Here is a 25844-nt window from a genome sequence, read left to right on the forward strand (position 1 = left end):
TACCGGCGTACACCTGATAAGACCAGTGTCTGCCTGTAGGCGGGGATTCATCCGCGGTCCGGCTGCCAGGCCGGTTTCGACGGGTCCCTAGCGCGGCAGCCACAGGGCCAGCGCCAGGCAGGACAGGGCGAGGGCGATGCAGAACAGCCTGAAACGGCGCAGGCGCAAGGTCCGTGCATGGGCCTGCGCGATCGGCAGCGGCATGCCGCAGTGCGGGCAATCGGCGTGGCCCCCGGCGTTGTCGCGCTGGCAGTACAGGCAGCGGCGCATGCCTACTCGAACTGTTCCAGGCGCAGCGGGTCGCGAACCCGCACGCTGCGCCCCTGGAGCTCGATGATGCCCTCGTCGATCAGCCGCCGCAGGACCCGCGAGAAGGTCTCCGGCTGGATCGACAGGTGCCCGGCCACCAGTTGCTTGGCCATCGGCAGGCGGAAACGCAGGTGGGCGTCGCCGTGGCGGTTGAGCAGGGTCAGCAGGTAGCGCACCACGCGGTGGGTGGAGTTCTTCAGCGACAGCGTCTCGATCTCGTGGATGCGCCGGTGCAGGCGGATGCACAGGGTACCGAGCAGGGCGAAGGGCAGCTGCGGGTTGCCGTGCAGCAGTTCCAGGTAGGTGCGGTTGGCGAAGCGGTACACCTGGGTCGGCTCCAGCGCCTGGGCCGAGGCGACGTAGCCCGGGGTGTCCATCAGCATCATGGCCTCGGCGAAGGTCTGCCGGGGGCCGACCACTTCGAGAATCTTCTCCTGGCCCTCGGGGGTCAGCCGGTAGATCTTCACCGCGCCGCAGATGACGAAGAAGAAGGCGTGCGCCGGCTCGCCCTGGTGGAACAGCTTGTCGCCCTTGTCGAGGCCGAGCAGCTGGCAACTGGCGAGCAGCCGCTCCAGCTCAGCCTCGTCGAGCGGGTCGAACAGGTGGTGGCCGCGCAGTATCTGCTGGTGGACGCGCTGTGACTGCATGGCGGTGCCTTCCCGTGGCGGCGATGTCCCATCAGTATGCTCGTCGCGCCCGGGCGGCGCAGTGGGGCAGACTGTCACGCGGCAGCCTCAGCGCGGCCGGTTGGCGCCGACGAACAGCAGGTTGTTCTCCAGGTGGATGTGCTGCATCAGGTCGCGGCGCAGTTCCTCCAGGCCGGCGTACAGGGCGCGCCAGCTGGCGCAGGCGTCCGCCGGGGCGGTCAGGTCGTCGGTCAGCTCGGCGAGGGTGGCGAGGGACTGGGCGTGCTCGTCGTGTTCGTGGCGCATCACGCCGATCGGGCCCTGTACCTGGAGCAGTGGCACGCCCTGGCCAAGCCACGGGAACAGGATGTGCTCTTCCTTGCACATGTGCGCTTCGAGTTCCTCCTGCATGCGTTCCAGCAGCCGGGTCAGGCCGCGGGGGCAGTGCGGATGCGCCGCATGGGTGCGCTCCACGCGCTCGGCCAGCGGCAGCAGCGCCGGGAACTGCTGGCGGTGGACCTGGTGGTAGCGTTCGAGGATGTGCGCGATGAGCTCGGCGTTGCTGGCCTGGCGCCAGTCGCGGGCGTCCTCGCGTGGGCCCAGGGCGCGCAGTGCGGCGGCGATGTGTTCGGCGTCCAGGCCCTGGGCCGTGGCGGCTTCGCGCAGGCTGCGCTGGCCGGCGCAGCAGAAGTCGAGCTTGTAGTCGTGGAACAGGCCGGCGCTACCGGGCAGGCTGCAGGCCAGGTCGCTGAGGGTGCGTTCGGTCAGGTCGTCGTGCATGGCGAACCTCGCGGGTGTCGGGGGGCTCGCCAGTCTAGGGCGGCACCGGCGACGCGCTCCTTGATTGCGGTCAAGTGTCGCGCCCCGGGGTTTCCCGTTCGTCGTCGCCTTCGGCGAGCCGCGCCAGGCGTGGCAGGTCGCACACCAGCAGCTTCTGCCGGCCGCCGCGCACCAGGCCCAGCGCCTCCCAGGCGCAGAGCAGGCGCGACACGCTGTGCAGCGTGGTGCCGGTCATCTCGGCGATATCCTGGCGGCTGATCGGGAAGTCGATGCGCACGCCGGCCTCCTCGTCGCGCCCGGACTGCCGTGCCAGGCGTAGAACGGCGTGGGCGACGCGGCGCTCGACGTCCTCGGTGGCCAGTTCGCAGAAGCGCAGGTGGGCTTCCTGCAGGCGTCCGCCGATGGCCTGCAGGGCGCTCAGGGCGAAGCCCGGGTGGCGCGCCAGCAGTGGCTCCCACAGGCGGGTGGGCCAGGCCAGCAGCAAGCTGTCGCGAGTGGCGCAGGCGCTGGCGGGGTAGTCGTGGCGGCCGAGCGCGCGGGCGTAGCCGAACAGTTCGCCGGGGTTGACCAGGCGCACCAGCACGCGCTGGCCGTCGGCGGTGAGCCGGGTGGCCTTGAGGCGGCCGTGCAGCAGCAGGAAGAAGGCGCCGGCCGGCTGGCCCTGCTCGAACAGCGTGGCGCCGCTGCGCAGGCTGCGCATGCTGGCCTGGCGCAGGATCGCCTCGCGCTCGTCGCCGCTGCAGCCGACGAAAGGCGCCAGGCTGTCCAGCCAGGCAGGGTTGATCAGGGGCTTGTCGCTCACGCGGATGACTCCCAGGGTGCCGTCGGCAGCTTAGTGAGGGCCGGCGGTGCGGCACCTTGAGCGAGGTCAAGGGCCCTCGCGGATCAGACGAATCCCCAGGTTGTCCGGCGGCTGGCCGGCGCTGCAACCACCGCCGCGGGCGTCGCGGACGAAGTCGTTGAGCACGGCGCGATGGCGGCCCTCGACGATCCGCAGCCCGCAGGCCTCGCTGCGGACCAGTTCGCGGCCGTCGGCGTCCAGCTCGACACGGCTCTGGCAGCTTTGCGTCCACTCCCAGACGTTGCCCGCGAGGTCGGCCACGCCCAGCTCGTTGAGCCCGTGGCCGTCGCGCGGGCGGGCGTTTCCGGGGCCGTCGGCCGCGGCCCGGGCCTCGAAGCGGTAGCGTGCCAGCCAGCGCCGCGCCGGGTTGCTGCCGTCGTCGTCGAGGCGCAGGGCGTCGTCGGCCCAGCGCGAGGCGGCGAAGAACGCCCATTCGCGGTCGCTGGGCAGGCGCCAGCGCTGCCCGGTGCGGCGCGACAGCCAGGCGGCGTAGGCCTGCGCATCCATCAGGCTGGCGCCGGTGAGCGGCAGGTCGGGGCGTGCCGGCAGCTCGCCCTCGACCAGCGCCGGGCAGTCCCCTTCGTTCACGCAGCGCGCGTACTCGGCCTGGCTGATCTGGTACTTCATTACCGCGAACCCGGGCGCCAGCCATTCGCGGCGCAGCGGCGGGTCCACCGGACGGCCGCCCTGGCGATAGTCGCCGGCGGGGCGGAAGGCGAACTCCCGCGCCGCCAGGCTCACGACTTCCGGGGCCAGGGACGGATCGCCGCGCGGTAGCCAGAGCGCCGCCAGGCCCGTCGCCGCGACCAGCGCCAGGAGGCTCAGCGGCGCCGCGCGCATCGCGCCCGTCCGCCGCCGATTGGCGCGCGCGCCGTCACTTGATCGGGCCCGGGGGCTCGAGCTGGCTCATCAGGTCGGCGTCCCACTGGCCCTCGACCTGGAAGTGCGCGGTGGCGCCCAGGGCCACGCCCTCGATCAGGTTGTGGTTGAGGTAGGCGTACAGGCCCGGCTGGCGGAAGGTGTACAGCGCCGCGCCGGCCGCGCCGCCGGGGATGAACCAGGTCTCCAGGTCCTGTTCCGGCGGGTTGAGGAACTTGCCGGTGGCCCAGACGTGGTCGCCGTGGCCGCCGATCAGGTGCGGGCGGGTGTCGCGGTTGGCCTGGGAATGGACGATCAGCACGGTCTCGCCGACCCTGGCGGTGAGCGCGTTCTTGCCGGTGAGCGCGCCGACCTTGCCGTTGAACACCACGTGGCTGGGGATCAGGCCCTTCATCACTTCCAGGGTGTCGTTGAAGCTCTCGGCGGGCGTGGCGTAGCGTTTGAACTTGCCGTCCTTGTCGCGCGGCACGTAGAAGTCCTGTTCGCCGATGTAGAACGCCTTGTCGTATTTCAGCGGGCGGCCGTCGCGGTCCTTGAGGCCGTCGCGCGGCAGCACCATGATCGCGCCGTTCATGCCCGACACCACGTGCCAGGGGATCATCATGCCGCCCGGCGCGCAGTGGTAGACGAACACCCCGGGGCGGGTGGCGCGGAAGCGCAGGCGCACCTGCTCGCCGGGGTTGACGATGGTCAGCGCGCCGCCGCCGAGGGCGCCGGTGGCGGCGTGGAAGTCGATGTTGTGGGCCATGCTGTTGGTCGGCGGGTTGACCAGGGTCAGCTCGACGTAGTCGTCCTGGTGCACCACCATCAGCGGCCCGGGCACCGAGCCGTCGAAGGTCATGGCGTGGACCCGGGCGCCGTCGTCGTCGATGACCAGCTCCTTCTCCTCGATCACCATGCGGAAGGCCACCACCTGCGGCTTGCCGGTGGCGCGCTGGGCGTGGGGATGGACCTGGGGTGGGGCGAGCAGCTCGACCTGGCTGCGCGGCAGTTTCGACAGGTCCGGCGCGGGGCCGGCGGCGGGCGCGGCGGCTTCCTTGGCGAAGCTCCGGCCGCCGCTCAGCACCGAGCCGGCGACGCCCAGCACCACGGCGCCGGCGAGCAGGTTGCGGCGGGACAGTGGCAGTTTTTCCCGGTCTTGCATGGCACATCTCCTTGGATGGACGCAATTCGTCCGCCACAGACATACGGCCGTGCCCGGAAAGGTTCTTTGCGCCGCAGCAAACAGCGGTGCGAGCGGACAATCTGCCGCAGTTCGGCGGGTTTCTCCGCCGGGCCCGGCGCGGATGCGGCAAGTGACCGCGCGCCGAGGTAAGATCCACCCCAATGAGCGAATCCCCCGCGCCAGAGGCGCGGGTTCCATTGGACAAGGACCTTGCATGCGCCCGCGCGGACTCCCCCTCCTGGCCCTGACCCTCGGCGTGTTCGCCGCGCAGCAGGCGTTCGCCAGCAGCGACGACTCCTGCTACCCGAGCTGGAACCTCAAGCGCGACACGCTGGACGTGTGCAACAGCCTGCCGTTCCTCAGCCCCGGCAACGACAGCCGGGTCAACCTGCAGCTGCTGCTGGCCGACGCCGGCCGCGCCAGCCTGCCGGAGCGGGCGCTGTCCGATGACGAACAGCAACTGGGCTACGGCCTGGTGCCCTTCCCGCTGACCCGGCTGTTCGACGAACCGCTGACCCCGGAGCCGGAACCGGCCGCCGCGGCCAAGCCGGCCGCGCCCCTGGCGGAACTGGCGGTGCGCATCGGCCTGGCGGCGGACGCGGTGCCGACCGACAGCGAGCGCTTCGCCAGCGGCGAAGGCAGCCGCTGCCGCAGCAACAACCCGCTGACCGCCCAGGACTTCCTCGCCCAGTTGTTGGTCGCCGACCTGCCGGCCGCCGAGCGCCAGAGCCTGGCGCGCTCGCGCCTGGCCCTGCTGCAGGGCTGCCAGTGGGACGACGCGCAACTGGCCGGCCTGCTGCCCAGCGACGTGGATTCGCCCGGCGGGCGCGACTTCGCCGGCTACCTGCAGGGCGTGGCGGCCTTCTACAGCGGCCACTTCCCGGCCGCGCGCAAGAGCTTCCAGGGCCTGCGCGACAGCGCCCTGCCGTGGGTCCGCGAGACCGCGCGCTACATGCTCGGCCGCAGCCAGCTCAACCAGGCGCAGCAGAACGCCTTCGACGACATGGGCTACCCGGACCTGCGCAAGGTCGACCAGGCCGCGCTGAAAGTCGCCGAAAGCGACTTCAAGGCCTACCTGCAGGATTATCCACAGGGCCGCTACGCCACCTCGGCCAAGGGCCTGATGCGCCGCGTCTACTGGCTGATGAACGACCCCACCCGGCTGGCCGGCGAGTACGCCTGGCTGTTCGCCCAGCCCGAGGCGGCCCAGGGCAACGCCGACCAGGCGCAACTGATCGCCGAGGTCGACAACAAGTTGCTGATCAGCGCCCACCCGGCCGAGGTCAAGAACCCGCGCCTGCTGGCGGTGCTCGACCTGATGCAGATGCGCCACCACGAGGCCGGCGAGGCCCGCGCCCTCGACCTGCCCGGCCTGCAGGCGCAGAAGCCGCTGTTCGCCGACCTGCCCGGGCTGCACGACTACCTGCTGGCGGCCTGGCAGCTGTACGTCGAGGAAGCCCCGGCCAAGGCCGCCGCGCAGCTGCCGCAGACGCCGCCGGAGAAGCTCGACTACCTCGCCTTCAGCCAGCAGACCCTGCGCGGCTTCGCCCTGGAAGCCGGCAATGACTGGCTCGGCGCGGAGAAGCTGTGGCTGCAGTTGCTGCCGCTGGCCCACCAGCCGCTGCAACGTGAGCAGCTGGAGCTGGCGCTGGCCTTCAACTACGAACGCAGCGACCGCCTGGTGAAGGTCTACGCCGAGAACTCGCCGGTACGCACGCCGGCGATCCGCGAGCTGCTGCTGCGCCACATCGCCGGCCCCGAACTGCTGCGCCAGCAGGTGAGGGCCGAGGCGACGCCGGCGGAGGAGCGTGACACCGCGCTCTTCACCCTGCTCTACAAGGACCTGTTGCACGGCCGCTACGCCAACTTCGTCAACGACCTCGCGCTGCTCCCGGCGGAGCCGTCGAGCAAGCCGCTGAGCGCACCGCTGGGCTTCGTCTACGGCAGCGGCATGCCGCTGACGCTGTTCCAGTGGGCCGGCGGCAAGGGCAATTCCGGCTACGACTGCCCGGCCATCCGCGACCTCGCCGTGGCCCTGCAGCAGGAGCCGCAACCGGCGCAGGCGCTGAACTGCTTCGGCGAATTCATCCTGCGCAACAACCTCGACAGCTTCCCGCTGGACAGCCAGCCCGGCGTGCGCGAGCTGGGCGGCAGCCCGTCGTTGTTCGAGGGCGAGCCTTACTCGCGCCTGGACGGCTACCTCAAGGTGATCGCCGACGAACAGGCCGGCAGCGACGACAAGGCCTACGCCCTGTACCGCGCGATCAACTGCTACGCGCCCAGCGGCTACAACGGCTGCGGCAAGCAGGACATCGCGCCGGCGCAGCGCAAGCGCTGGTTCCGCGCACTGAAGGCCGAGCACGCCGACACGCCCTGGGCCAAGTCGCTGAAGTACTACTGGTAAGCCGCGCCATGCCCGCGAAGTGGCTGGCGCTGCTGCTGGCGCTGCTGGCCGGCCAGGCGCGGGCTGGGGTGGTCGACGCCGCCGACTACGACGCCTTCTGGCTGTGGGGCGGGGTGGACGCCCAGCCGGCGCTGCGCCACGCGCGCACCCTCTACGTGCTCCAGGGCCAGATCAGCGCGCCGCGCGCCGCGCCCTCCCAGCCGGCCCGCCTGCACGCCCAGGGCATCGCCATCCCGCGCCTGCGCGACAGCCAGGTGTGGGTGGTCTACCGCGCCCACAGCCTGCGCTGGAGCGAAGCCAGCTACGCGACCCTGCTGGCCCAGCTGCGCCGCTGGCAGCACGCCGGCAACCCGCTGGTGGGCGTGCAGATCGACTTCGACGCACGCACCCGCTACCTGGACGAGTACGTGGCCTTTCTCCGTGACTTCCGCCAGCGTTTGCCGACCGAGTACCGCCTGAGCATCACCGGCCTGCTGGACTGGAGCAGCAACGCGGAGCCGGCGACCATCAACCAGTTGAAGGACGTAGTGGACGAGGTGGTGGTGCAGACCTACCAGGGCCGCCGCACCATCCCCGACTACCAGCGCTACCTGCCGCGCGTGGCGCGCCTGCAGCTGCCGTTCCGCATCGGCCTGGCGCAGTACGGCCAGTGGCAGGCGCCGGCGTACCTGGAGCGCAGCCCGTGGTTCCGCGGGTATGTGGTGTTTCTGCAGAATCCCTGACGCGGCGTGCGGCAAAGGTGGGAGTGACGTAGGGCGGATAACGTTCGACGTTATCCGCCGTTTAGCCTTGGCTACATCTCGCTCGAAGCCAGCTCGAAGCACCTGTAGCAGGTCGCGCCAAGCTCGGCCACGAAGTTGACGATACGCAAGGTGAGACGGCGTACAACCGCGAACGGTTGTACGCCCTACGCACCGCAATTGCCGCAGCTACCGCCGCAGGCTTTCCCGGCCGGCCGCTCCAGCAGGTCGCGCATGAGCAGCGCGTGGCCGAGGTCCAGCCCCGCCGGCAGTGGCAGGTACACCACATGGCCATCCCCCGGCGCCACGTCGATGGCTTCGCCACGGGCGTTCTCCAGGCGCTCCAGGCGCAGCGCGTGGTTGCCGGCCGGGGTCATGAGTTCGAGGCTGTCGCCCAGCGCGAAGCGGTTCTTCACCTTCACTTCGGCCAGCTCGCCACGGCGGGCGCCGGTGAACTCGCCGACGAACTGCTGGCGCTCGGCGCGGGAGCTGCCGTGCTGGTAGTTCTGGTATTCGTCGTGCACGTGGCGGCGCAGGAAACCCTCGGTGTAGCCGCGGTGGGCGAGGGACTCCAGCTCGGTCATCAGCGCGCGGTCGAAGGGGCGCCCGGCCACGGCGTCGTCGATCGCCCGGCGGTAGGCCTGGGCGGTGCGCGCCACATAGAAGTGCGACTTGGTGCGGCCCTCGATCTTCAGCGAGTGCACGCCCATCTCGGCCAGGCGCTGCACATGCTGGATGGCGCGCAGGTCCTTGGAGTTCATGATGTAGGTGCCGTGCTCGTCCTCGTAGGCGGCCAGCAGTTCGCCGGGGCGGTTGCCTTCCTCCAGCAGGAACACCGCGTCGCTCGGCGCGCCACGGCCCAGGGTCGGCTCGCGCAGCAACTGGCCCAGTTCGTCCTCGCGCGCCGGGTGCGCCTGGTACTCCCAGCGGCAGGCGTTGGTGCAGGTGCCCTGGTTGGGGTCGCGGCGATTGATGTAGCCGGACAGCAGGCAGCGCCCGGAGTAGGCCATGCACAGCGCGCCGTGGACGAACACTTCCAGCTCCATGTCCGGGACCTTCTCGCGGATTTCGCCGATCTCCTCCAGCGACAGCTCGCGGGACAGGATCACCCGCGACAGGCCCTGGTCGCGCCAGAACGCCACGCTGGCCCAGTTGACCGCGTTGGCTTGCACCGAGAGGTGGATGTTCGCCGTGGGGAAGTGCTGGCGAACCAACATGATCATGCCGGGGTCGGACATGATCAGCGCGTCCGGGCCCAGCGCCAGCACCGGCTCCAGGTCGGCCAGGAAGGTCTTCAACTTGGCGTTGTGCGGGGCGATGTTCACCACCAGGTAGAAACGCTTGCCCAGGGCGTGGGCCTCGGCGATGCCGACGGCCAGGTTGGCCAGGTCGAATTCGTTGTTGCGTACCCGCAGGCTGTAGCGCGGTTGCCCGGCGTAGACGGCGTCGGCGCCGTAGGCGAAGGCGTGGCGCATGGCTTTCAGCGAGCCGGCGGGGGAGAGCAGTTCGGGGGCTTGGAGCATGGCGGTGGGCGCTTGTGGATAAAACGCCGCACTCTAGCCGGGGCGTGGCTGCGCTGCCCTGAGCGGGGTCAATGTTGCGGTGATATGTCGCGGCGGGATGCCTTTCGTAGGAGCGAGCTTGCTCGCGAACAAACACGCCGCCATGCGCTTCGCGAGCAAGCTCGCTCCTACAGGATGTGGGCTACTCCAACCAGCGCCGTCCCTGCAGCTCCAGCAGCGACTGGGCCTGTTACGGGCCGGCGCTGCCGGCGGGGTAGGCGCGCGGGCGCTGGTAGTGTTCGCGCCAGCCGTCGATGATCGGGTCGATCCAGCGCCAGGCCGCTTCCACTTCGTCGCGGCGCATGAACAGCGTCGAGTCGCCCTCGATCACGTCGAGCAGCAGGCGCTCGTAGGCGTCCCAGCGGCGGCGGTTGCCGCTGAAGGCGTGGGCCAGGTTGAGGTCCAGCTCCACCGGCTCCAGCTGCATGCCCTTGCCCGGGGTCTTGGCCATCAGTTGCAGGCTGATGCGCTCCTCCGGCTGCAGCCTTATCCACAGGCGGTTGGCCGGGCCGTTGCCGTCGCCGATCAGGGCGTGGGGCACCGGCTTGAACTGGATGACGATCTCCGAACACTTCTTCGCCAGGCGCTTGCCGGTGCGCAGGTAGAAGGGCACGCCGGACCAGCGCCAGTTGTCGATGTCGGCGCGCAGGGCGACGAAGGTCTCGGTGTCGCTGTCGTTGTCCACCTGCTTCTCGAACCAGTAGGCCGGGACTTCCTGGCCGCCGATCCGGCCGGCGGCGTACTGCCCGCGCACCGTGCGGTCCTGCACGTCCTGGCCGGTGATCGGGCGCAGGGCCTGGAGGATCTTCAGCTTCTCGTCGCGCACCGATTCGGCGTCGTAGTGCACCGGCACTTCCATGGCCACCAGGCAGAGCAGCTGCAGCAGGTGGTTCTGCACCATGTCGCGCATCGCCCCGGCGTGGTCGTAGTAGGCGCCACGATTCTCCACGCCCAGGGTCTCGTTGACGCTGATCTGCACGTGGTCGATGTAGGCGCTGCGCCACAGCGGCTCGAACAGGGTGTTGGCGAAGCGCAGGGCGAGCAGGTTCTGCACCGTCTCCTTGCCCAGGTAGTGGTCGATGCGGAACACCCGCGCCTCGTCGAACACCTGGCCGATGGCCTGGTTGATCGCCTGCGCCGACTCCAGCGAGTGGCCCAGCGGCTTCTCCAGCACGATGCGCGTGTTCGGCCCGGCCAGGCCGGCGACCCTGAGGTTCTGCGCGATGGGCGCGAAGAGGTCCGGCGCGGTGGCCAGGTAGTGCACCAACACGCGCTCGTGGCCGTACTTCAGGCGCTCGCGCAGGCGGCCGAAGTCGGCGCTCTGCGAGGCGTCCATGGCCAGGTAGTCCAGGCGCGCGGCGAAGCTCTGCCACTGCGCCGGGTCGAAGTCGGCGCGCGCCACCTGTACCCGGCAATGCCGCTCGGCGAGCGCCAGGTAGGCGTCCAGGCTGCGCTGGCTGCGGGCCAGGGCGAGGATGCGGGTGTCGGCCGGCAGGCGTTCCTCGCGGTGCAGGTGGTAGAGCGCCGGGAGCAGCTTGTGCAGCGCCAGGTCGCCGGTGCCGCCGAACACCAGGATGTCGCAGGAAAGGGGAAACGCGGATGGTTCGCTCATGTTCGGTACTGCTCCGCCACTTATTGCCTGGGCGTGACCGCCTGACTTGTAGTATAACTACAAGTCGACTACATCCCATCCGCCGATCATAGCCGAGTCCAGCCCAGTGAACCTGTTGCAGCACATTGCCCAGTCGCGTCATCTGCTTCGCAAGTCGGAACTCAAGGTCGCCGATCACGTGATGCAGGACCCCGCCTCGGTCATGCACAGCTCCATGGCCGACCTGGCCCACAGCGTCGGCGTGAGCGAGCCGACCATCGTGCGCTTCTGCCGCGCGATCGGCTGCAGCGGCTTCCAGGACCTCAAGCTGAAGCTTGCGCAGAGCCTGGCCGCCGGCGCCAGTTTCGGCCAGTTCGCGATCAACGAGAACGACTCGGTCACCGACTTCAGCCTGAAGATCTTCGACACCACGCTGCACTCGCTGATGGAAGTGCGCGAGAAGCTCGACACCCACGCCCTGGAGCGCGCCATCGCCGCCATCGCCCACGCCCAGCGCGTGGAGTTCTATGGCTTCGGCGCGTCCGGCGCGGTGGCCGCCGACGCCCAGCACAAGTTCTTCCGCCTGCTGCTGTCGGCCGCGGCCTATTCCGACCCGCACATGCAGGCGATGTCGGCGGTGACCCTGAAGCCCAGCGACGTGGCCATCTGCATCTCGCAGTCGGGCCGCTCCAAGGACCTGCTGGTGACCGCCAACCTGGTCCGCGAGGCCGGCGCCACGCTGATCACCCTGTGCCCCAGCCAGACCCCGCTGGCCGACCTGGCGACGGTGAACCTGGCGGTGGACGTCCACGAGGACACCGACATCTACACCCCGCTGACCTCGCGTATCGCCCACCTGGTGGTGATCGACGTGCTGGCGATGGGCGTGGCCATGGCCCGTGGCCCGGACCTGGTGAACCACCTCAAGAGCGTCAAGCGCAGCCTGCGCAGCCTGCGGCTGTCGCCCAAGGTGATGAAGAACCACGAAGAGCCGCGCCCGGAAGAGGCGTCCTGAGGCGCCGCCGACCGCTCGTCGGCGTCACCGGCGCTTCACCCGCGCGCCCTCAAACTGTCATCCGTCGTCAGCATGCTGGCGTCTCCAGCCCTTCGGCCATGGGAGATGCGAGATGCCACGCCATATCGACGACACCCAGCACCTGGACAGCAAGACCCGCCGCAAACTCCAAGACCTGCGCCGCATGCAGTTTCGCCGGGCCATCGAGGAGCGCCTCGAGACTCAGCGTCTTGACCGCGAAATGTCCGATTATCCCGACATGATCGCCGCGAACTACGTCAGCTTGGCGCGGGCGTCGGCGAGAAGCGCTCGGCCAGCTGGCTGATCAGCGCCCGCTCTTCGCGGATGAAGGCGACGAACGCCTGGGCCACCGGGCTCAGGCGCTTCCCGCGGGCGTGCACCAGACACCAGCTGCGGTAGAGCGGTAGCTCCTCCACCGGCAGTTCGCGCAGCAGCCCGGCGCGCAGCTCGCGGCTCACCGCGTGGCGCGGCAGCAGGGCCAGGCCGAGGCCGGCCAGCACCCCTTCCCGCGACCCCTCCAGCGAGGCGAACTCCAGTGTGTGCGGGAAGTGCGCGCGCTTCTGCTGGAAGTGTTCCTCGCAGGCCTTGCGCGTGCCCGAGCCGGGCTCGCGAATCAGCAGCGGCCAGGGTTCCAGGTCCTTCAGCGACAGCTTGGCGGCGCTGCACAGCGCGTGGTCCGGCGGCGCCACCGCGACTATCGGGTTGTTCAGGAACGGCAGGAACTCCAGGGCCATGTCCTGCGGCACCAGGGACATGATCACCAGGTCGTCGCGGTTGTCCGACAGGCGCTTGATCACCTGGGCGCGGTTGACCACGGTGAGGTGCAGGCTGACGTCCGGGTGCTGCGCCTGGAAGGCGGCGAACAGGTGCGGGGTGATGTACTTGGCGCTGGATTCCACCGCCAGGCGCAGCTGGCCCTGCAGCGAGCCCTTGAGGTCGGAGAGCTGCATGTCGAGCACTTCCAGACGCTGGAAGATGTCGGTGCTGGCGCGCAGCAGGGCGTCGGCGGCGTCGGTCTGGTAGAGCTTCTTGCCGATGTACTCGAACAGCGGTTGGCCGACCAGCTCTTCCAGCTGGCGAATCTGCAGGCTGACCGCCGGTTGGGTCAGCGCCATTTCCTCCGCCGCGCGGCTGTAGGAACGGCTTTCGCACACCGCACGAAACACCTGCATCTGGCGAAGGGTCATTCGCATCAAGGACTTACGCATTCGCACCGGCTCTCAAGCGGGTCAGTTCGCTCGACTATAAGGCAAAAGTTATGGCTATCCCAATAAATATTGATTTTGGGTAATTCTCGATCCCGAGTAGGGTTGAAAAACGCCGGAACCCTGCTCCGGCATGCGCCGAGCCGAAGCGGATAGCACCCGCGGCGGATTGCCGATTGGTTCAAGTGCCGGGTCCATGAGCCCCGGTCGAGGGAAACCGCAAGTGATCAAGAAAATCCTGATCGCCAACCGTGGGGAGATCGCTGTCCGCATCGTGCGCGCTTGCGCCGAGATGGGCATCCGTTCGGTGGCCGTCTACTCCGACGCCGACCGTCACGCCCTGCACGTGAAGCGCGCCGACGAGGCGCACAGCATCGGCGCCGACCCGCTGGCCGGCTACCTCAACCCGCGCGCCCTGGTGAACCTGGCGGTGGAAAGCGGCTGCGACGCGCTGCACCCCGGCTACGGCTTCCTTTCCGAGAACGCGGAACTGGCGGACATCTGCGCCGAGCGCGGCATCCGCTTCATCGGCCCGTCGGCGGAAGTCATCCGTCGCATGGGCGACAAGACCGAGGCCCGCCGCAGCATGATGGCGGCCGGCGTGCCCTGCACCCCGGGCACCGAGGGCAACGTCGCCGACCTCGCCGAGGCGCTGCGCGAAGGCGACCGCATCGGCTACCCGGTGATGCTCAAGGCCACCTCCGGCGGCGGCGGCCGCGGCATCCGCCGCTGCAACAGCCGCGAAGAGCTGGAACAGAATTTCCCCCGCGTGATCTCCGAGGCCACCAAGGCCTTCGGCAGCGCCGAGGTGTTCCTCGAGAAGTGCATCGTCAATCCGAAGCACATCGAGGCGCAGATCCTCGCCGACTCCTTCGGCAACACCGTGCACCTGTTCGAGCGCGACTGCTCGATCCAGCGCCGCAACCAGAAGCTCATCGAGATCGCCCCCAGCCCGCAGCTGACCCCCGAACAGCGCGCCTATATCGGCGACCTGGCGGTGCGCGCGGCCAAGGCCGTGGGCTACGAGAACGCCGGCACCGTGGAGTTCCTGCTCGCCGATGGCGAGGTGTACTTCATGGAGATGAACACCCGCGTGCAGGTGGAGCACACCATCACCGAGGAAATCACCGGCATCGACATCGTCCGCGAGCAGATCCGCGTGGCCTCCGGCCTGCCGCTCTCGGTCAAGCAGGACGACATCCAGCACCGCGGCTTCGCCCTGCAGTTCCGCATCAACGCCGAGGACCCGAAGAACAACTTCCTGCCCTCGTTCGGCAAGATCACCCGCTACTACGCCCCCGGCGGCCCCGGCGTGCGCACCGACACGGCGATCTACACCGGCTACACCATTCCGCCGTACTACGACTCCATGTGCCTGAAGCTGATCGTCTGGGCGCTGACCTGGGAAGAGGCGCTGGACCGCGGCCTGCGCGCGCTCGACGACATGCGCGTGCAAGGCGTGAAGACCACCGCGCCCTATTACCAGGAAATCCTCAAGGACCCGGAATTCCGCAGCGCCGAGTTCAACACCAGCTTCGTGGAAAGCCACCCGGAACTGACCCAGTACTCGATCAAGCGCAACCCGTCGCACCTGGCCATCGCCATCGCTACCGCCATTGCCGCCCACGCTGGCCTGTGAGGATCATCGAATGAGCAAGACCGTTGAGTCGAAAAAAATAAGCGTCACCGATACCATCCTGCGTGACGCGCACCAGTCGCTGCTGGCCACCCGCATGCGCACCGAGGACATGCTGCCGATCTGCGACAAGCTCGACAAGGTCGGCTACTGGTCGCTGGAAGTCTGGGGCGGCGCCACCTTCGACGCCTGCGTGCGCTTCCTCAAGGAAGACCCGTGGGAGCGCCTGCGCAAGCTCAAGGCCGCGCTGCCCAACACCCGCCTGCAGATGCTCCTGCGCGGGCAGAACCTGCTCGGCTACCGCCATTACAGCGACGATGTGGTGCGCGCCTTCGTGGCCAAGGCCGCGGTCAACGGCATCGACGTGTTCCGCATCTTCGACGCGATGAACGACGTGCGTAACCTGCGCGTCTCCATCGAGGCGGTGAAGGCCGCCGGCAAGCACGCCCAGGGCACCATCGCCTACACCACCAGCCCGGTGCACACCATCGATGCCTTCGTCGCCCAGGGCAGGGCCATGGCCGACATGGGCGTGGATTCCATCGCCATCAAGGACATGGCCGGCCTGCTGACCCCGTACGCCACCGGCGAACTGGTCAAGGCGCTGAAGGACGCGCTGCCGCTGGACGTGGTGGTGCACTCCCACGACACCGCCGGCGTCGCCAGCATGTGCCAGCTGAAGGCTGTGGAAAACGGCGCCGACCGCATCGACACCGCCATTTCCAGCATGGCCTGGGGCACCAGCCACCCGGGCACCGAATCGATGGTCGCCGCCCTGCGCGACACCCCGTTCGACACCGGCCTGGACTTGGAGCTGATCCAGGAAATCGGCATGTACTTCCACGCCGTGCGCAAGAAGTACCACCAGTTCGAGAGCGAGTTCACCGGCGTGGATACCCGCGTGCAGGTCAACCAGGTTCCGGGTGGGATGATTTCCAACCTGGCCAACCAGCTCAAGGAGCAGGGCGCGCTGAACCGCATGCCCGAAGTGCTGGCGGAAATCCCGCGGGTGCGCGAAGACCTCGGCTTCCCGCCCCTGGTCACCCCGACCTCGCAGATCGTCGGCACCCAGGCGTTCTTCAACGTGCTGGCCGGCGAGCGCTACAAGACCATCACCAACGAGGTGAAGCTGTACCTGCAGGGCCGCTACGGCAAGGCGCCGGGCAAGATCAACGAAGCGCTGCGCCGCCAGGCCATCGGCAACGAGGAAGTCATCGACGTGCGCCCGGCCGACCTGCTCAAGCCGGAGCTGAACAAGCTGCGTGAAGAGATCGGCAGCCTGGCCAGGTCCGAAGAGGACGTGCTGACCTTCGCCATGTTCCCGGACATCGGGCGCAAGTTCCTCGAAGAGCGTGCCGCCGGCACCCTGAAACCCGAAGAGCTGCTGCCGATCCCCAACGGCAAGGGCGTGGCCGCGCCGGGTGGCGAAGGCGTGCCGACCGAGTTCGTGGTCGACGTGCACGGCGAGAGCTACCGCGTGGACATCACCGGCGTCGGCGTGAAGACCGACGGCAAGCGCCACTTCTACCTGTCCATCGACGGCATGCCGGAAGAGGTGGTGTTCGAGCCGCTCAACGAATTCATCGCCGGTTCCGGCAGCAAGCGCAAGCACGCCAGCGCGCCGGGCGACGTCAGCACCACCATGCCGGGCAACATCGTCGACGTGCTGGTCAAGGAAGGCGACAGCGTGAAGGCCGGCCAGGCCGTGCTGATCACCGAAGCGATGAAGATGGAAACCGAGGTGCAGGCGCCTATCGCCGGCACCGTCAAGGCGATCCACGTAGCCAAGGGTGACCGCGTCAACCCGAGCGAAGTGCTGATCGAGATTGAAGGCTGACCGACGGACAGACGGGTCTCAAGGTTCAGTCCCGGGGGGAGCACGATGCTCCCCCTTTTTTATGCGCATCCCCAAAAGGCGCAGTGACCTTATATAATGCGCGGTCTTTATTCGTTCCGACGTGAGAACCGCCATGAGCCAGCTGCCGCCCTGCCCGAAATGCAATTCCGAATTCACCTACGAGGACGGCGCGCTGCTGGTCTGCCCGGAGTGCGCCCATGAGTGGTCGGCCGACGCCGGCGCCGAGGGTGACGGCGAGGCCAAGGTGGTCAAGGACGCCGTCGGCAACCTGCTGCAGGACGGCGACACCGTCAGCGTGATCAAGGACCTGAAGGTCAAGGGTTCGTCCCTGGTGGTGAAGGTCGGCACCAAGGTGAAGAACATCCGCCTGGTCGACGGCGACCACGACATCGACTGCAAGATCGACGGCATCGGCGCGATGAAGCTGAAGTCGGAGTTCGTGAAGAAGGTCTGAGCCTTCCTCTCGCGTACGTTCCCCGATCCGTCACTCCCGCGAACGCGGGTACGACGGTACGGGGGTAGGAGCGGATTCATCCGCGATCGTCCTGCGCGGGCGGCGCGCGCCTACTCCGCCGGCTGCAGGTCCTGGCGCAGCAGCTCCAGCGCCTCGCGCGGGCCGCCGGAGACGATCTGGGTGGGTACCGCCAGCATCAGGTTCAGCGGCAGGCCGAAGGCTTCCAGGGTGTTGCCGTCGCGGTCGCGGCCGGGCTGCTCGCCGAGCCACTCCGGGTACTTGCGGCGCATGCGCTCGGCGTAGCTGCCGGCGTCCGGCAGGTAGCCGTACAGCGGCTTGCCCAGGGCCGCGGCGTAGCCGACCTCGAAGCAGGTGCCGCTGTCCGGCTCGCTGCCGCGGAAGGACGCCAGGTTGGCCAGCACCACGTCGGCCTCGGCGAGCATCCGCAGGTTGGCGCGGTACAGCCAGATCGCGTGCTCGTGCGGCTCGATCAGGTCCGCCGGCATCTGGCTGTCCAGCGGGAACAGCCCCTCGAAACCGTACTCCGCGCACAGCGCCTTGAGCCGCTCGCCGTGGGCGCCGGCGTCGGGGCGGAACACGTCGGGGCCGGCGAGGTAGATCTTCAGCATGGTCACAGTCCCATGAACGACAACATCAGGAAGGTGGCGAAGAGCACGAAGTGAGTCATGCCCTCGATGGCGTTGGTCTTGCCGTCGTGCAGGTTGAAGCCCGCCACCACCAGGGTGATGAACATCATCCCGGTCTGCAGCGGGGTCATCGCCATCTGGATCGGCTGGCCCTTGAACAGCGCCAGCGCCTCGATCACCGGCACGGTGAGGATCACCGTGGACAGCGAGGCGCCGAGGGCGATGTTGACCACCGGCTGCATGCGGTTGGCCAGCGCGGCGCGCAGCGCGGTGAGGATTTCCGGGCTGGCGGAGATGGCCGCCACCAGCAGCGCCGGGACGATCGGCGGCACACCGCTGCCCTCCAGGCTGACGTCCAGGGCCTTGGACATCACCTCGGCCAGCGCCCCGATCAGCACCACGCCGAACACCAGCAGGGTCATCGACTGGCGCGTGTTGCCCGCCGACTCGTGGCCGTGCTGCTGTTCGCCGTGCACCGCGTAGTTATAGGAGAAGAAGTAGCTGTGCTGGCCGGTCTGCATGCGCAGGAACAGGCCGTAGAGCATGACCATGCAGCCGATGGTGAACAGCGAGTAGAGCTTCCACTGCTCGGCCGGGATCAGCTCCGGGATCACCATGGAGATGCCCACGGCGGTGAGGATCATGGTCACGTAGGTCTTGCCGGAATCGTCGTTGTACGACTGCTCGCCGTGCTTCAGGCCGCCGAGCAGCGCGGCCAGGCCGAGGATGCCGTTCATGTCGAGCATCACCGCGGCGTAGATGGTGTCGCGGGCCAGGGTCGGCGAATGGTTGTGGCCCATCATGATCGCCAGGATGACCACCTCCACCAGCACCGCGGCGAGGGTCAGGATCATGGTGCCGTAAGGTTCGCCGACCTTCTCCGCGAGGATCTCGGCGTGGTGCGCGACACGCAGCGAGACGCTGATGATCGACGCCAGCAGCACGCTGGCGACCACCCCGGCGAGGGTCTTGCCGCCTTCCAGCAGGCTGTGTTCCAGCGGGTACACCAGCACCGCCAGGAGCAGGGCGAGGAGGAGGAATTTCTCGTCTTTGAGCACGCGCAACATTCGTGGGGGATATCCGTTCCGTAGGGCCAGGCGCACATCTTAGGCCTTGCCCCCGGGCTTGCCCACCGGCGCCGTGGACGCACCAGCAGGTGGCACATGCGCACCATTGCAAGTCGCGCGCGGCCCGACCTGCGCCCGGCGAGCGCCGGCGGCGCGGCACCTGTCCACCTGGTCAGGTTATTGCATCGGGCGAAACGCCGCGGAAGGCAATGCACCCTCCGCCCCCGACACTGCATCGACAGGAGCGTCCCCGCACCATGAACAACAAGACCCTGAACACCCTGCTGCGTGGCCTGGCGTTGGCCATGGGCCTTGGCGCCAGCCTTGGCGCGCTGGCGGCCGACCCGCTGAAGGTCGGCTTCGTCTACGTCGGCCCGGTGGGCGACCACGGCTGGACCTACCAGCACGAGGCCGGCCGCCGCGAGCTGGTGGAGCATTTCGGCGACAAGGTGCAGACCAGCTTCGTCGAGAACGTCGCCGAGGGCGCCGACGCCGAGCGGGTGATCCGCAACATGGCGAAGGACGGCTACGACCTGGTGTTCACCACCTCCTTCGGCTTCATGAACCCCACCGCCAAGGTGGCCAAGCAGTTCCCCAAGGTGACATTCGAGCACGCCACCGGCTACAAGCGTGACAAGAACCTCGGCACCTACCTGTCGCGCTCCTACGAGGGCCGCTACGTCGGCGGCTACCTGGCGGCGAAGATGACCAAGAGCCACAAGATCGGCTACATCGCCTCCTTCCCGATTCCCGAGGTGATCCGCGACATCAACTCCATCCAGCTGGCGCTGAACAAGTACGACCCGCAGGCCGAGCTGAAGGTGATGTGGGTGAGCACCTGGTTCGACCCGGGCAAGGAGGCCGACGCCGCCAACGCGCTGATCGACCAGGGCGTGGACGTGATCTTCCAGCACACCGACAGCCCGGCGCCGATCCAGGCCGCCGAGCGTCGCGGCGTCTACGCCGTGGGCTACGCCTCGGACATGCAGCACTTCGGGCCGAAGACCGTGCTGACCTCCATCGTCAACGACTGGGGCCCGCACTACATCAAGGCCACCCAGGCGGTCATGGACGGTACCTGGAAGCCGCAGGACTTCTGGGGCGGCCTGGCCGAGGACACCATCGTCCTGCCGCTGAACAAGGACGTGCTGCCGGCCGACGTGCAGACCGAGGCGGGCAAGCTGATCGCCGACATCAGGAGCGGCGCCTTCCACCCGTTCACCGGCCCGATCAAGGATCAGAGCGGCAAGGAACGCATCGCCGCCGGCGCCGTGGCCAGCAACGCCGACCTCGCCGCGATGGACTACTACGTCGAAGGCATCAAGGCCGAACTGCCGAAATAACCCGCGCCCGCTCTCGTAGGAGCGGATTTCATCCGCGATCCGCGCCGGAAACGCCGGCTATCGCGGACGGAGTCCGCTCCTACGGGCCCATCCGTCCGCAGAGACCGACCATGGACCGCCTACCCGTCATCGACATCGCCCCGCTCTACGCTACCGACCGCGCCGCCTGGCGCGAGGTGGCGCGGCAGATCGACAGCGCCTGCCGCGAATGGGGCTTCTTCTACATCGAGGGCCACCCGATCGCGGCGCAGCGCTTCGCCGAGCTGCTGGCCGCCGCCCGGGGCTTCTTCGCCCAGCCGGCCGCCGAGAAGCTGAAGATCGACATCACCCGCAGCCGCAACCACCGTGGCTACGGCGGCATCGCCACGGAGCAACTCGACCCCGAGCTGCCCAGCGATTTCAAGGAAACCTTCGACATGGCCCTGCACCTGCCGGCCGACCATCCCGACGTGGTCGCCGGCAAGTCGTTCTACGGGCCCAACGCCCACCCCGACCTGCCGGGTTGGGAGGCGTTGCTCGAAGGCCACTACGCCGACATGCTGGCGCTGTCGAAGACCGTGCTGCGCGCCCTGGCCATCGCCCTGGAGATCGACGAGGACTTCTTCGACCGCCGCTTCGAACAGCCGGTCAGCGTGTTCCGCATGATCCACTACCCGCCCGCCGCCGCGCGGCAGAGCGCCGACCAGCCGGGCGCCGGCGCGCACACCGACTACGGTTGCGTGACCCTGCTGTACCAGGACGACGCCGGCGGCCTGCAGGTGCAGAACCGCCAGGGCCAGTGGATAGACGCGCCGCCCATCGACGGCACCTTCGTGGTCAACATCGGCGACATGATGGCGCGCTGGAGCAACGACCGTTACCGCTCCACCCCGCACCGGGTGATCAGCCCGCAGGGCGTGGACCGCTACTCGATGCCGTTCTTCGCCGAGCCGCACATGGACACCGCCATCGAGTGCCTGCCGGGCTGCTTCGACGCCGACAACCCGCCGAAGTACCCGCCGACCACCTGCGGCGAATGGCTGACCTCGCGCTTCGCCGCGACCTACGCCTACCGCCGCGAGGAAGAGGCATAGGGCGGCGGCGGATAACCGCGAACGGTTATTCGCCCTACGTCACGGGTGGGCCGGGTGTAGGGCGGATAACGTTCGACGTTATCCGCCGTTTGACTTCAGGCGGGCTCGACCAACAGCAGCACGCCGTCCTGCCCGGTGACCGTCACCTGGGCGCCGGCCGGCAGGTCGGGGCCACTCACCAGCCACAGGCTGTCGCCGACGCGGATCTTGCCGCGGCCGCCGACGATGGCGTCGTGCAGGGCGAACTGCCGGCCCAGCAGTTCGCTGCCGCGGCGGTTCAGGCCGCTGGCGGCGGCGCCGGCGCCCGGGCGGTGCTGGTGGCGCCACCAGTAGGCCACGGTGAGCAGGGCGAGCACGCCGAAGGCGAGGAACTGCCAGGTCCAGTCCAGGCCCGGGGCGAGGAAGGCGAGCACCCCGGTGGCCGCCGCGGCGATGCCGATCCATAGTAGGTAGCCGCCGGCGCCGAACACTTCGAGGATCAGCAGCACGGTGCCGAAGGCCAGCCAGTCCCAGAAGCTCAGGTGTTGCAGGTAATCCCACATGGCATCAGCTCCGGCCCTTGGCGCCGGGCGCCGCGTCACCGAAGGTGGCCTTGACGATTTCGCCGATGCCGCCCACCGCGCCTATCACCTGGCTGGCTTCCAGCGGCATCAGCACGATCTTGCTGTTGTTCGAAGCGGCCAGCTGGCCGAGGGCGTCGACGTATTTCTGCGCGACGAAGTAGTTCACCGCCTGCACGTTGCCGCTGGCGATCGCCTCGGACACCACCTGGGTCGCCCGCGCCTCGGCCTCGGCCTGGCGCTCGCGGGCCTCGGCTTCGAGGAAGGCGGCCTGGCGCTGGCCTTCGGCCTTGAGGATCTGCGCCTGCTTCTCGCCCTCGGCGGTGAGGATTTCAGCGGCGCGCTTGCCCTCGGCGTCGAGGATCTGCGCGCGCTTCAGGCGCTCGGCCTTCATCTGGCTGGCCATGGCTTCGACCAGGTCGGCCGGCGGGCTGATGTCCTTGATCTCGATGCGGGTGACCTTCAGGCCCCAGGGCGCGGTGGCCTCGTCGACGGTGCGCAGCAGGCGCTCGTTGATCGCGTCGCGCTGGCTGAGCATGTGGTCCAGCTCCATGGAGCCGAGCACGGTGCGGATGTTGGTCATCACCAGGTTGCGGATGGCGTTCTCCAGGCCGCTGACCTCGTAGGCGGCGCGCGCCGCGTCGACCACCTGGTAGAAGCACACCGCGTCGATCTGCACGATGGCGTTGTCGGCGCTGATGGCTTCCTGCGGCGGGATGTCCAGCACCCGCTCCATCATGTTGATCTTCTGCCCGACGCGGTCCATCACCGGGACGATGATATTCAGCCCTGGCTTGAGGGTGCCGGTGTAGCGGCCGAAGCGCTCCACCGTCCATTCGCTGCCCTGCGGCACCACCTTGAAGCCCATGAACACGATCGCCACCGCCAGGACGACGAAGAGGATCAGGACACTGCCGGTTTCCATGTAGCGCACTCCTTGGTCGAAAAGAACTTCCTGTTCCCGCGCCCGCTTGGGGCGCGGGCTATTTCTGCTCGCTCTGCGGCGTCACCCGCAGCACTTCCTCGATGGTGGTCAGACCGGCGGCGACCTTCTGCGCGCCGGACAGGCGCAGGCTGCGCATGCCTTCCTTGAAGGCGTGGCGGCGCAGCGGGATGAGGTCGGTGTCGGGGGTGATCTGTTCCTTCAGGCTGTCGGTCAGCAGCATGATCTCGTAGACCCCGGCGCGCCCGCGGTAGCCGGTGTCGCGGCATTCCAGGCAGCCCACGGCCTGTTGCGCGCCGGTCGGCAGCGGGGCGTTCCACGGCCGCGTCAGCTCCTGCCAGTCATTCTCTTCCAGCTCCAGCGGCGCCTTGCAGTGCGGGCACAGGGTACGCACCAGGCGCTGGGCCATGACGCCGAGCACGGTGGCGCGGATCAGGTAGTAGGGCACGCCCAGTTCCAGCAGGCGGGTGATCGCGGTGGGGGCGTCGTTGGTGTGCAGGGTGGAGAGCACCAGGTGCCCGGTAAGCGCCGCCTGGATGGCCATCTCGGCGGTCTCCAGGTCGCGGATCTCGCCGACCATGATGATGTCCGGGTCCTGCCGCAGCAGGGCGCGCACGCCGCTGGCGAAGGTCAGGTCGATGTTGTGCTGCACCTGCATCTGGTTGAACGAGGGCTCGATCATCTCGATCGGGTCCTCGATGGTGCAGACGTTCACCTCGTCGGTGGCCAGTTGCTTGAGCGTGGTGTAGAGCGTGGTGGTCTTGCCCGAACCGGTGGGCCCGGTGACCAGGATGATGCCGTTGGGCTGGTTGGTCATGCTCTGCCAGCGGCGCAGGTCCTCGGGCGAGAAGCCGAGCTGGTCGAAGCTCTTGAGCAGCACCTCGGGGTCGAAGATACGCATCACCATCTTCTCGCCGAAGGCGGTGGGCAGGGTCGACAGGCGCAGTTCCACCTCGGCGCCGTCCGGGGTCTTGGTCTTCACCCGGCCGTCCTGCGGCTTGCGCTTCTCGGCGACGTTCATGCGGCCGAGGGACTTCAGGCGGCTGACCACCGCCATGGTGACCTGCGGCGGGAACTGGTAGACGTTGTGCAGCACGCCGTCGATGCGGAAGCGCACCGTGCCCTGCTCGCGGCGCGGTTCGATGTGGATGTCGCTGGCGCGCTGCTGGAAGGCGTACTGGAACAGCCAGTCGACGATGGTGACGATGTGCGCGTCGTTGGCGTCCGGCTCCTGGTCGCTGGCGCCCAGGTTGAGCAACTGCTCGAAGTTGCCCACGCCGCTGATCTTCATGTCCTGGGCGGAGGCGCCGCTGACCGACTTGGCCAGGCGGTAGAACTCGGTGGTGAAGCGCTGGATGTCCTGCGGGTTGCACACCACGCGCTTGATCGGGCGCTTGAGCACGTGGATCAGGTTGCTTTCCCAGCTGTGCACGAACGGCTGGGCGCTGGCGATGGTGACGCTGTCCGGGGCCACCGCCACGGCGAGGATCTTGTGGCGCTGGGCGAAGGCGTAGGACATCAGCGGGGTGACCGCGGCGACGTCGATCTTCAGCGGGTCGATGCGCAGGTAGGGCTGGCCGGAATATTCCGCCAGCCAGTGCACCAGGGCGTCGAGGTCGAGGTGGCGGCCGGGGCGGCGCTGGTCCGGCACCTGCTGCGCGGCGAGGAATTCCAGGGGGTGCTGTTGGTTCTTCACCGCGCTGCGGCGGATCGCCAGGCACTGCTCGGCGTCGTTCTGCGCGACGCGGCCCTGGGCGACCAGCTCATGGAGGATATCGGCCAGATCCAGCCAGCGATCCTGGGCGGGCGAAGCGAAGACGGACATGCGAACTCCCTGCTTTCATGTGTGCCGCGAGCGGCTGCGGGTGGAACTGCTCCGAGTCCCGTCCGCGCCGTCGGGTTCCCCAGCTTATTTGAAAAGCGCCTTCCACGGCTTGAGGGTCAGCACAGTATGGGCCTGGGCGGCGAGGGCATCCAGAGCCTCGTCGTCGCGCGCGTCCAGGGCCTGTTCCAGCTTGGCCAGCTCGCCGTAGAGGCGGTCGGCCTCGGGCAGGTCGAGCACGCCGCGGGCCTGGCGCAGCCACACCAGCAGGCGCTGCAGGCGCGGCAGTTGCTCGACCAGCAGTTCCGGCTGTTGCAGGGCACGGGCCAGGGGCAGGCCCTCGGCTTCCTCGGCCAGCTGGCGCGGCAGCCACTTGCCCAGCGCCGCGGCACCCTGGCGGTTGCCGCGCTCGTTGCGGCCTTCCTGCCAGGCGCGGGTCAGCAGCCAGCGCGAGGCCTGCAGGGAGAACAGGCCCCAGCGCACCTGGCCGAGTTCCTCGCGGAAGGCTTCCGGCGCCTGCTGGCGCACGCTCTCGTCGGTCTCGCCCTGTTCGAGGCGCGGGCGCCAGTCGCCGATCAGCGCGTCCAGCGCGCCGCGCAGCTCACGGCTGCTGGCGCGCGGCGCGGCCTGGCCGAGGCTGCCGAGCAGGGCGCGCAGGTCCACCAACTGTTGCAGCCAATCCTGCAGCAGGCGCCAGTGGCCGTTGAAGCGGTACTGCTCGGCCAGGCGCTGGCTGCTGCCCAGCAGCGACCAGGCGATGGCGGCGAAGGCGCCATCCAGCGGGGTTTCGGCCAGCAGTTTCTGGGTGTCGGGCTGGACGTTGTAGCTGGCCGGGTCGAACAGCCGGTAGCCGCGCTCGGCCTTGCTGATGTCGCAGGGCATCAGCGGCAGGTCGGCGGCCAGCTCGGCGGCCAGCTCCAGCAGGGCTTCGGGTTCGCCCTGGCGCAGCTCCAGCTCCAGCTCGCAGATTTCTTCCTCGCGCTCGCCGGCGACGACCTTGCCCAGGTCCAGCGCGGCCTCCAGGGCCACCTTGGCCTTGCCGCGGCCCCAGGCGATCTCGGCGCGCTGGCGGTTGAAGTCGGTGCTGAAGATCGGCTGCAGCTGGCTTTTGTCGAGGTCGGCCAGGGCCGCCGGCCAGCAGCTGTCGTCGAGCTTGGACAGGTCCAGCTCGGGTTTGTCCAGGTACCAGTCCCACTCGTTGCGCTCGGACAGCCCGGCGACGCTGTGGCCGCGGCTCTTCAGGGTCTGGATGTACTGCTCGCCGTCGCGCCGCAGGCGCAGCGCGACCTTGGCCCGGGCCAGG

The 25844-nt window shown here is 68.7% G+C and carries 24 protein-coding genes; 9 read left to right on the top strand and 15 right to left on the bottom strand.

Features of this window, described 5'->3' with window-relative positions; genetic code table 11:
- Positions 1-87: 87 nt before the first annotated feature.
- The 6 genes from P3W75_RS26145 to nirK form a co-directional block, all read right to left on the bottom strand.
- Complete coding sequence (locus P3W75_RS26145; RefSeq protein ID WP_276230218.1) at positions 88-270, bottom strand: protein DnrP; 183 nt, start codon at positions 268-270, stop codon at positions 88-90.
- 2 nt (positions 271-272) lie between these two features.
- Positions 273-956: a Crp/Fnr family transcriptional regulator gene (locus P3W75_RS26150; protein WP_276230219.1), complete on the bottom strand. Its 684-nt coding sequence runs from the start codon at positions 954-956 to the stop codon at positions 273-275.
- An 87-nt stretch (positions 957-1043) separates the two neighbouring features.
- The gene (ytfE, locus tag P3W75_RS26155; RefSeq protein ID WP_276230220.1) at positions 1044-1715 is read right to left on the bottom strand and encodes an iron-sulfur cluster repair protein YtfE; all 672 of its coding nucleotides are present in this window, start codon (positions 1713-1715) and stop codon (positions 1044-1046) included.
- A 70-nt stretch (positions 1716-1785) separates the two neighbouring features.
- Positions 1786-2517 carry a Crp/Fnr family transcriptional regulator gene (locus P3W75_RS26160; protein ID WP_276230221.1) on the bottom strand — a complete coding sequence of 244 codons (732 nt, stop codon included), beginning with the start codon at positions 2515-2517 and terminating at the stop codon, positions 1786-1788.
- Positions 2518-2583: 66 nt separating this feature from the next.
- Positions 2584-3396: an SUMF1/EgtB/PvdO family nonheme iron enzyme gene (locus P3W75_RS26165; RefSeq protein WP_276230222.1), complete on the bottom strand. Its 813-nt coding sequence runs from the start codon at positions 3394-3396 to the stop codon at positions 2584-2586.
- 34 nt (positions 3397-3430) lie between these two features.
- Positions 3431-4579, bottom strand: coding sequence for a copper-containing nitrite reductase (gene nirK, locus P3W75_RS26170; RefSeq protein WP_276230223.1), 1149 nt, complete (start codon positions 4577-4579; stop codon positions 3431-3433).
- Between the two features lie 235 nt (positions 4580-4814).
- Here nirK and P3W75_RS26175 point away from each other — a divergent pair, with 235 nt between their 5' ends.
- Positions 4815-7004 (top strand): outer membrane assembly lipoprotein YfiO, encoded by a 2190-nt coding sequence (locus P3W75_RS26175; protein ID WP_276230224.1) that lies wholly within the window; start codon positions 4815-4817, stop codon positions 7002-7004.
- Positions 7005-7012: 8 nt separating this feature from the next.
- Positions 7013-7726 carry a DUF3142 domain-containing protein gene (locus tag P3W75_RS26180; RefSeq protein ID WP_276230225.1) on the top strand — a complete coding sequence of 238 codons (714 nt, stop codon included), beginning with the start codon at positions 7013-7015 and terminating at the stop codon, positions 7724-7726.
- A gap of 185 nt (positions 7727-7911) precedes the next feature.
- Here the strand turns inward: P3W75_RS26180 and yegQ are convergent, their stop codons facing one another.
- Complete coding sequence (gene yegQ / locus P3W75_RS26185; protein ID WP_276230226.1) at positions 7912-9267, bottom strand: tRNA 5-hydroxyuridine modification protein YegQ; 1356 nt, start codon at positions 9265-9267, stop codon at positions 7912-7914.
- A 229-nt stretch (positions 9268-9496) separates the two neighbouring features.
- Positions 9497-10918, bottom strand: coding sequence for a glucose-6-phosphate dehydrogenase (gene zwf, locus P3W75_RS26190; protein WP_276230227.1), 1422 nt, complete (start codon positions 10916-10918; stop codon positions 9497-9499).
- A gap of 106 nt (positions 10919-11024) precedes the next feature.
- Between zwf and hexR the strand changes: the two genes are divergently transcribed.
- Positions 11025-11912: a transcriptional regulator HexR gene (hexR, locus tag P3W75_RS26195; RefSeq protein ID WP_276230228.1), complete on the top strand. Its 888-nt coding sequence runs from the start codon at positions 11025-11027 to the stop codon at positions 11910-11912.
- Positions 11913-12024: 112 nt separating this feature from the next.
- On the top strand, positions 12025-12237 hold the full coding sequence (locus P3W75_RS26200) for a PA3496 family putative envelope integrity protein (protein ID WP_276230229.1): 213 nt from the start codon (positions 12025-12027) through the stop codon (positions 12235-12237).
- Here P3W75_RS26200 and P3W75_RS26205 read toward each other — a convergent pair.
- Positions 12191-13126, bottom strand: a complete 936-nt coding sequence (locus P3W75_RS26205) for a LysR family transcriptional regulator (RefSeq protein ID WP_276230230.1) — start codon at positions 13124-13126, stop codon at positions 12191-12193. The genes P3W75_RS26200 and P3W75_RS26205 overlap by 47 nt on opposite strands.
- Positions 13127-13361: 235 nt before the next feature.
- Between P3W75_RS26205 and P3W75_RS26210 the strand changes: the two genes are divergently transcribed.
- The 3 genes from P3W75_RS26210 to P3W75_RS26220 all read left to right on the top strand — a co-directional run bounded on the left by P3W75_RS26210 (position 13362) and on the right by P3W75_RS26220 (position 17086).
- Positions 13362-14777, top strand: coding sequence for an acetyl-CoA carboxylase biotin carboxylase subunit (locus P3W75_RS26210; protein ID WP_276230231.1), 1416 nt, complete (start codon positions 13362-13364; stop codon positions 14775-14777).
- Positions 14778-14787: 10 nt separating this feature from the next.
- Positions 14788-16611: a sodium-extruding oxaloacetate decarboxylase subunit alpha gene (gene oadA / locus P3W75_RS26215; RefSeq protein ID WP_276230232.1), complete on the top strand. Its 1824-nt coding sequence runs from the start codon at positions 14788-14790 to the stop codon at positions 16609-16611.
- Between the two features lie 133 nt (positions 16612-16744).
- Entirely contained in the window at positions 16745-17086 is a 342-nt protein-coding gene (locus P3W75_RS26220) for a zinc ribbon domain-containing protein YjdM (RefSeq protein WP_276230233.1), read from the top strand.
- Between the two features lie 110 nt (positions 17087-17196).
- Here the strand turns inward: P3W75_RS26220 and P3W75_RS26225 are convergent, their stop codons facing one another.
- Positions 17197-17715 carry a nucleoside 2-deoxyribosyltransferase gene (locus P3W75_RS26225; protein WP_276230234.1) on the bottom strand — a complete coding sequence of 173 codons (519 nt, stop codon included), beginning with the start codon at positions 17713-17715 and terminating at the stop codon, positions 17197-17199.
- 2 nt (positions 17716-17717) lie between these two features.
- Positions 17718-18800 (bottom strand): calcium:proton antiporter, encoded by a 1083-nt coding sequence (locus P3W75_RS26230; protein WP_276230235.1) that lies wholly within the window; start codon positions 18798-18800, stop codon positions 17718-17720.
- Between the two features lie 257 nt (positions 18801-19057).
- On the opposite strand from P3W75_RS26230, the gene P3W75_RS26235 reads away from it, so the two are divergent.
- Complete coding sequence (locus P3W75_RS26235; protein ID WP_276230236.1) at positions 19058-20143, top strand: BMP family ABC transporter substrate-binding protein; 1086 nt, start codon at positions 19058-19060, stop codon at positions 20141-20143.
- 110 nt (positions 20144-20253) lie between these two features.
- A complete protein-coding gene (locus P3W75_RS26240; protein WP_276230237.1) occupies positions 20254-21216 on the top strand; it encodes an isopenicillin N synthase family dioxygenase in 963 nt (320 codons plus the stop codon).
- Positions 21217-21311: 95 nt separating this feature from the next.
- Here P3W75_RS26240 and P3W75_RS26245 read toward each other — a convergent pair whose 3' ends face one another.
- The 4 genes from P3W75_RS26245 to P3W75_RS26260 form a co-directional block, all read right to left on the bottom strand.
- Positions 21312-21758: an NfeD family protein gene (locus P3W75_RS26245; RefSeq protein ID WP_276230238.1), complete on the bottom strand. Its 447-nt coding sequence runs from the start codon at positions 21756-21758 to the stop codon at positions 21312-21314.
- A gap of 4 nt (positions 21759-21762) precedes the next feature.
- On the bottom strand, positions 21763-22701 hold the full coding sequence (locus tag P3W75_RS26250; protein ID WP_276230239.1) for an SPFH domain-containing protein: 939 nt from the start codon (positions 22699-22701) through the stop codon (positions 21763-21765).
- A gap of 58 nt (positions 22702-22759) precedes the next feature.
- Positions 22760-24544 (bottom strand): GspE/PulE family protein, encoded by a 1785-nt coding sequence (locus P3W75_RS26255; protein WP_276230240.1) that lies wholly within the window; start codon positions 24542-24544, stop codon positions 22760-22762.
- A gap of 84 nt (positions 24545-24628) precedes the next feature.
- A partial coding sequence (locus P3W75_RS26260; RefSeq protein WP_276230241.1) for an inorganic triphosphatase occupies positions 24629-25844 on the bottom strand: 1216 nt, incomplete at its 5' end.

The sequence above is a fragment of the Pseudomonas citronellolis genome (assembly GCF_029335315.1).
Taxonomy (GTDB): domain Bacteria; phylum Pseudomonadota; class Gammaproteobacteria; order Pseudomonadales; family Pseudomonadaceae; genus Pseudomonas; species Pseudomonas citronellolis_A.